6 protein-coding genes and 1 pseudogene are annotated in these 5,964 nt (G+C 28.6%); 4 read left to right on the top strand and 3 right to left on the bottom strand.

Going from position 1 to position 5,964, the window contains the following annotated elements; genetic code table 11:
• On the top strand, positions 1 to 647 hold a 647-nt coding region (locus tag ABY298_RS14300; protein ID WP_372746736.1), incomplete at its 5' end, for a helix-turn-helix domain-containing protein.
• A gap of 64 nt (positions 648 to 711) precedes the next feature.
• Here ABY298_RS14300 and ABY298_RS14295 read toward each other — a convergent pair.
• Positions 712 to 2,034 carry an aspartate kinase gene (locus ABY298_RS14295; protein WP_372746735.1) on the bottom strand — a complete coding sequence of 441 codons (1,323 nt, stop codon included), beginning with the start codon at positions 2,032 to 2,034 and terminating at the stop codon, positions 712 to 714.
• Positions 2,035 to 2,138: 104 nt separating this feature from the next.
• On the opposite strand from ABY298_RS14295, the gene ABY298_RS14290 reads away from it, so the two are divergent.
• Both ABY298_RS14290 and ABY298_RS14285 read left to right on the top strand, forming a co-directional pair.
• Positions 2,139 to 2,795 (top strand): hypothetical protein, encoded by a 657-nt coding sequence (locus tag ABY298_RS14290; RefSeq protein ID WP_372746734.1) that lies wholly within the window; start codon positions 2,139 to 2,141, stop codon positions 2,793 to 2,795.
• A gap of 22 nt (positions 2,796 to 2,817) precedes the next feature.
• Positions 2,818 to 3,597, top strand: a complete 780-nt coding sequence (locus ABY298_RS14285) for an alpha/beta fold hydrolase (protein ID WP_372746733.1) — start codon at positions 2,818 to 2,820, stop codon at positions 3,595 to 3,597.
• Here ABY298_RS14285 and ABY298_RS14280 read toward each other — a convergent pair whose 3' ends face one another.
• Together ABY298_RS14280 and thiL are read right to left on the bottom strand one after the other, a co-directional pair.
• A complete protein-coding gene (locus tag ABY298_RS14280) occupies positions 3,598 to 4,386 on the bottom strand; it encodes a hypothetical protein (RefSeq protein ID WP_372746732.1) in 789 nt (262 codons plus the stop codon).
• 97 nt (positions 4,387 to 4,483) lie between these two features.
• On the bottom strand, positions 4,484 to 5,533 hold the full coding sequence (gene thiL / locus ABY298_RS14275) for a thiamine-phosphate kinase (protein WP_372746731.1): 1,050 nt from the start codon (positions 5,531 to 5,533) through the stop codon (positions 4,484 to 4,486).
• Positions 5,534 to 5,851: 318 nt separating this feature from the next.
• On the opposite strand from thiL, the pseudogene ABY298_RS14270 reads away from it, so the two are divergent.
• Positions 5,852 to 5,964: pseudogene (locus tag ABY298_RS14270) on the top strand (iron-sulfur cluster assembly accessory protein); the annotation flags it as partial.

The following is a 5,964-nucleotide window of genomic DNA, read 5'->3' as shown; positions in this document are numbered from 1 at the left end:
TACTACAAAATAACCACTTAATATTAAATGAAACCATTCACAAAAAATACGATACACCAATTTTACTTGCAGAAAAACAACAAATAATTACAACTTTAAATAAGCAACAAAAATTAAATACATATGTTATTTGGGCGTTATTAACTTTAACTTTTTTAGGTGTAATTTTAATTATAAGAGGTTATATAAAGCAACGCAACTATAAAAAAAGATTTAAAACAATAGTACAAGAAAGAAATGTTTTATCTGAAAAAAATTACGCTATTGAAGAGAATGCTACAATTTCAGATCATATTAATGATGCCATTCTTGAAGCGTTAACTGAGTTTGAAAAATCGAATGGTTTTTTAAGAAATGATATTACTTTAAACAGCTTAGCTCAGCAACTTAACACAAACTCTAATTACCTTTCTAAAACCATTAATTACCAAAAAAAGAAAAATTTTAGCACTTATATTTCAGATTTAAGAATTGAATATTGTATAGATAAAATAAAAAAAGATGCTACTTTTAGAAAATATAGTATTAAAGGAATTTCAGAAGAAATTGGATTTAATAATTCAGAATCATTTTCAAAAGCCTTTTATAAATCTACCGGTATTTACCCATCGTATTTTATTAAAGAAATTGATAAAGAATATAACTAAAAAAAAAAACCTCGAAATAAAATTTCGAGGTTTTAAAATTAACCAATAAATTTATCATAGAAATTTATGAGGTGGCAAAATCAAAAATGTAAGTATTCAATTTTTTAAGCGCCGTAATTTTATCATTGGTATTTACCAAAAGTGATATATTATTATTACTTCCTCCATAAGAAATCATTCTTACAGAAATATCTTGCAATACTTGAAATAAACGATGTGTTTCATGATGTTGAACAACTGAGTGCCCAACTAAACAAATAATTGATTGTTGACTATCTATTTCAACGGTAGAAAATTTTTCTAATTCTTCTTTAATATCCGCTAAATTTTTATCATTATCAATGGTTAATGACACAGCAATTTCTGATGTTGTAATCATATCAATTGACGTTTCATATTTTTCAAAAACCTCAAATACTTTTTTCAAAAATCCGTGCGCCAAAAGCATTCGTGCCGATTTAATTTTAATAGCCGTAATATTATCTTTAGCTGCAATTGCTTTAATTCCCTCACCTACATAATCACTAGTAATTAAAGTTCCATAACATTCAGGATCCATAGTGTTTTTTAAACGAACAGGAATATTTGCTTCACGTGCAGGCATTACTGTTTGTGGATGTAAAATTTTTGCTCCAAAATAGGCCAACTCTGCAGCTTCATCAAAAGATAAATTAGAAATTGCGTGGGTGTTTTCAACAAATCTAGGATCGTTATTATGCATTCCGTCAATATCAGTCCAAATTTGAACCTCGTCAGCTTCTATAACTGCTCCAATAATTGTAGCTGTATAATCACTTCCGCCACGTTGTAAGTTTGCTACATTTCCATAAGCATCTAAACAAATAAAACCTTGCGTTATATAAATATCTGCAGGTAACGCTTCATTAATAATACGTTGTAAATTTTGTTTAATATAAAATTCATCTGGCTCATTGGCTTTATCAATTCTCATAAAATCCAACGCTGGTAATAAACGTGCATTTACACCTTCTTGATTTAAATATTTTGTAAACATAAAAGTGGACAATAATTCTCCTTGCGCCACAATTTTATTATACAATAATAAGGAGTGTTTTTCTGAAGTAATTCTTCTTAAAAAATCAAATATTTTATCAATATAATTTGCTACTTCTTGTTTTATTTCCGAAGATTCAAACAATTCATCAATAACAACATTATACTTTGTATATAATTCTTCTATATTTTGCAAAGCTTGCTCTAGAGCACCTCTTTTTATAAGGTCAGAAATTTCAACCAAAGCATTTGTAGTACCAGACATTGCCGATAATACAACAATTTTTTTATCATTATCCGTTATTAACTCTTTAACACGCATTATGTTATCAATTGAACCTACGGATGTACCACCAAACTTTAAAACTTTCATTTTTTCTTAATTTTTAATACGCAAAAGTAAATAGTTTTTTAATTAGTTATGTTTATTTAAAAATTATAAACTAATTTTGCACAAACTGTTAACTATTTAACAAAATGAAAACTGTAGCAACTTGTGTAGAAGAGATTTTAGTTTCTCAACCTTTTTTAGAGGACGCGTTAACGCGTAATATCTTAAACTTTAGCGCACTTTCTGAGGAATTGAGAGAGCCAATTTCTAAAATGTTACGAAAACCAGTAAAAGCTGGTGCTGTAATGATGGCTTTAAGACGTTATAGTCCTCCAAAAGAAATGGCAAACAAGGTAAAATTAAATAAAGTATTGCAAAATTTAGGTGATATTACCGTTCGATCTGATATTTCAGATTATACCTTTAAAAATTCTCCAAGTTTAATTCACAGTCACTTAAAAATGTTGGAAGTAATTAAAGAAGATCCACATATTTTTTATACGTTTACACGCGGCGTACACGAAAGTAATGTGTTAATAACCAATACATTAAAAGATAATATGGAGGAGAATTACAAAGATGAAATTTGCACCACCAAACAAGATCATTTATCGGCTATAACAATTGGTTTACCTAAAGAAAATACTAAAATTGCAGGTTTATATTATCAATTTTTTAAACGTTTGGCTTGGGAAGGAATTTCTTTATACGAAGTTGTTTCTACTACCAACGAATTCACCATTTTAGTTGAAGACGATGTTGTAGATACTGCATTTTCAGCTGTAAAAAGTTTAAAAAATTAGAACAATTTAAAATCCTAAATTTATGACTATTCTTTACAAAAACACTTCTATACATTTTACTTCAACTGGCAATGGAAGCGCTGTAGTATTGTTGCACGGTTTTTTAGAAAACCTAACAATGTGGAACGGAATTGTATCTGAATTAACTAAAAAAAATAGAGTAATTTGTATTGATTTATTAGGCCACGGACAATCGGAAAGTCACGGTTATATTCACACTATGGAAGAACAAGCTAAAATGGTAAAAACTGTTTTAGACTTTTTAAAGCTGAGAAAATATAGTATTGTTGGCCATAGTATGGGCGGTTATATTGCTTTAGCTTTTGCCAAGCTTTTTCCAAAAAACATAAAAGGAATTTGCTTAATGAATTCTACCGCATTACCAGATACGGATGAGAAAAAATTAAACCGAGATAGAGGAATTGCAGCCGTAAAACAAAATCATAAAACTTTTGTTAGAATTGCCATTCCTATGCTTTTTTCAGAAAAAAACAGAGCAATTTTTACTTCGGAAATAAATACGGTAACCAACGAAGCTTTAAAACTTTCTCCTCAAGGAATTATTGCTGCATTGGAAGGTATGAAAATAAGAGAAGACTTAACTTCAATTTATAAAAATGCTACGTATCCAATTAAAATGATTATTGGAAAAGAAGATCCTGCTTTGGATTATAATTCGCTAATTAAACAAACTAAAAACACCAATGTTAAAGTTGTTGAATTTCCTGATGGACATATGAGTCATATTGAAAATAGAGAAGATTTAATTGCTACGTTATCTCAATTTATAAAAAGCACCTAGTTAAAAAGTATATTCTATTCCGTAAACAATACCTTTTATAGTTTCACTTCCCAACTCAACATTTTGATAACCTGTATAAATAGCAGTTTTTTTAATATGATATTTTATATGAATTTTAAATTCATCAATACTTGAACTATTTATAAAACTTTGCTTGTAATTTGCATATAAACTTATTGGTTTAACGGGGAATATTTCTGTTCCAATAGTATAAGTAAAAACCCAAGTATTTACTTCATTCCCCACATGAGTTGCTCCTAATCCCCACCAAATAGAAACATTTTTCTCTCTAACTCTATAATATTTTAACAGCAAAGATGTGACATTTAAGTACTCTTTTCCTTGTAAAGTGTTCTCAGAAAAATTAAGGTAAGAAGCTTCAATTCCTAAAATAGGAATTACTCTATAATCTGCATTTAGTTCAATGCCTTTTACGCCTTTGTTAAAATATTGACTTGCTCCTATTTTAAACTGACTGTTTTTAGAGGAATCTAAATCTACTTTTAAATATTCACCTGTAGCATCATAAAAATATGGATATGGCGTTAACGATCTATAATCTGAACTTCCTAAAAGCGTTCCGTAAAATGCATAAAAACCAATTTCAGCAAAAACATCTACAAAAAAATTATTGTGATCTCTTTTTAATCTAATTGACCTATCTCTTTCTGAAGATTCTTCTGTACTTTGGGAATCTTTAGATAAATCTTCTTTCGCTTTTTCAAGTTTACCTTGAGAAAATACTGTAAAAGGAATTATAAATAACGCAATAAGCAACAGGTTTTTCATATGCCTTATAATTTTTAAACAAGCATCAATTATAATGCCTAAGCATTATTTTAAAAAAAATCTCACTTTTAAGTTAGTGAGATTTTTATAAAATAGTTTAATTATTTTTTAAAGCATTCCAACCTTGTGCCGTTAATTTAATTTGTTGCCCGGCTCTTGTAACTAAATTTGCACCAACGCTTTCATCTACTATATGACCGATAACTGTTAAATGTGGATTTCCTTTAATTTTTAAAAAATCATCCTGAGAAATGGTAAATAACAACTCATAATCTTCACCGCCACTTAAAGCAATGGTAGTACTATTTAAATCGAATTCTTCACAGGTAGAAATTACTTGTTGATCTAATGGAATTTTTTCTTCATACACATTACAACCAACTTTAGAATGTTTACAAATATGTAAAATTTCTGAAGATAATCCATCAGAAATATCAATCATAGAGGTTGGTTTCACCTTTAACTCTTTCAATAAATTAACAATATCTTTTCTAGCTTCAGGCTTTAATTGTCGCTGCACCAAATAAGAGTAGTTTGTTAAATCTGGCTGAGAATTTGGATTTACTTGAAAAACTTGCTTTTCACGTTCCAATACTTGCAAACCTAAATATGCTGCACCAATATCACCTGTAATTACTAATAAATCGTTCGGTTTTGCGCCATCTCTATACACAATATCTTCTTTTTTTACTTCACCAACAGCTGTTATACTTATTAACAAGCCTTTTGTTGAAGTTGAAGTATCTCCACCAACCAAATCAACATTATACGTTTCACAAGCAGCGTAAATTCCTTCATATAATTCTTCTATAGCTTCTAAAGGAAAACGATTAGAAACTGCAATTGATACGGTAATTTGTGTTGCGTTTCCGTTCATTGCATATACATCCGATAAGTTTACCATTACCGCTTTATAACCCAAATGTTTTAAAGGCATGTAACTTAAATCAAAATGAACACCTTCAATTAACAAATCGGTAGTTACTAAAATTTGATGATCTTTATTTTCAATAACAGCAGCATCATCACCAACACCTTTTATGGTTGATGAATTTTTAATTTTAAAATTTTGAGTTAAATGCTCTATCAATCCAAATTCTCCTAATTCAGATAATTTAGTGCGCGATTGGTTTTTATCTTCTATCATTTTGCAAAGATATAGCAATTCTTAAAATGAAACGAAAACTATTACTTTTTGTAATAGTTGAATTTCTACTTTTTTAGCATTTACAACTTCAAATAATAAATAAGAATTTAAAAAACCACTAAATTTAACAAGCTTTAGTTAAATTGAGGTTTAATCATTTAAAAAAAATTACAATAACTTTAATAAATAATTCATTAATAACAAGCTAACTATTGATATAGGTAATAATACTATCAATATTATTCATACCAAAACCCTTTAAAAACCAATTTTTGTGCTTATATTTGCCCTTATTTAGAATTAATCTATTTAAGCGATATGATAAAAGTTTCAGAAATAGCAAAAAAGAAAGTTATAGAGTTAATGCAAGAAGATGGCTTTAATCCTGAGGTGGATTTTGTAAGAGTTGGCGTTAAAAGTGGCGGTTGCTC

It is taken from the genome of Lutibacter sp. (genome assembly GCF_041596795.1).
GTDB lineage: Bacteria > Bacteroidota > Bacteroidia > Flavobacteriales > Flavobacteriaceae > Lutibacter.
Note: the sequence above shows the minus strand (reverse complement) of the source record. Positions and strands in the feature narration are given on the sequence as shown.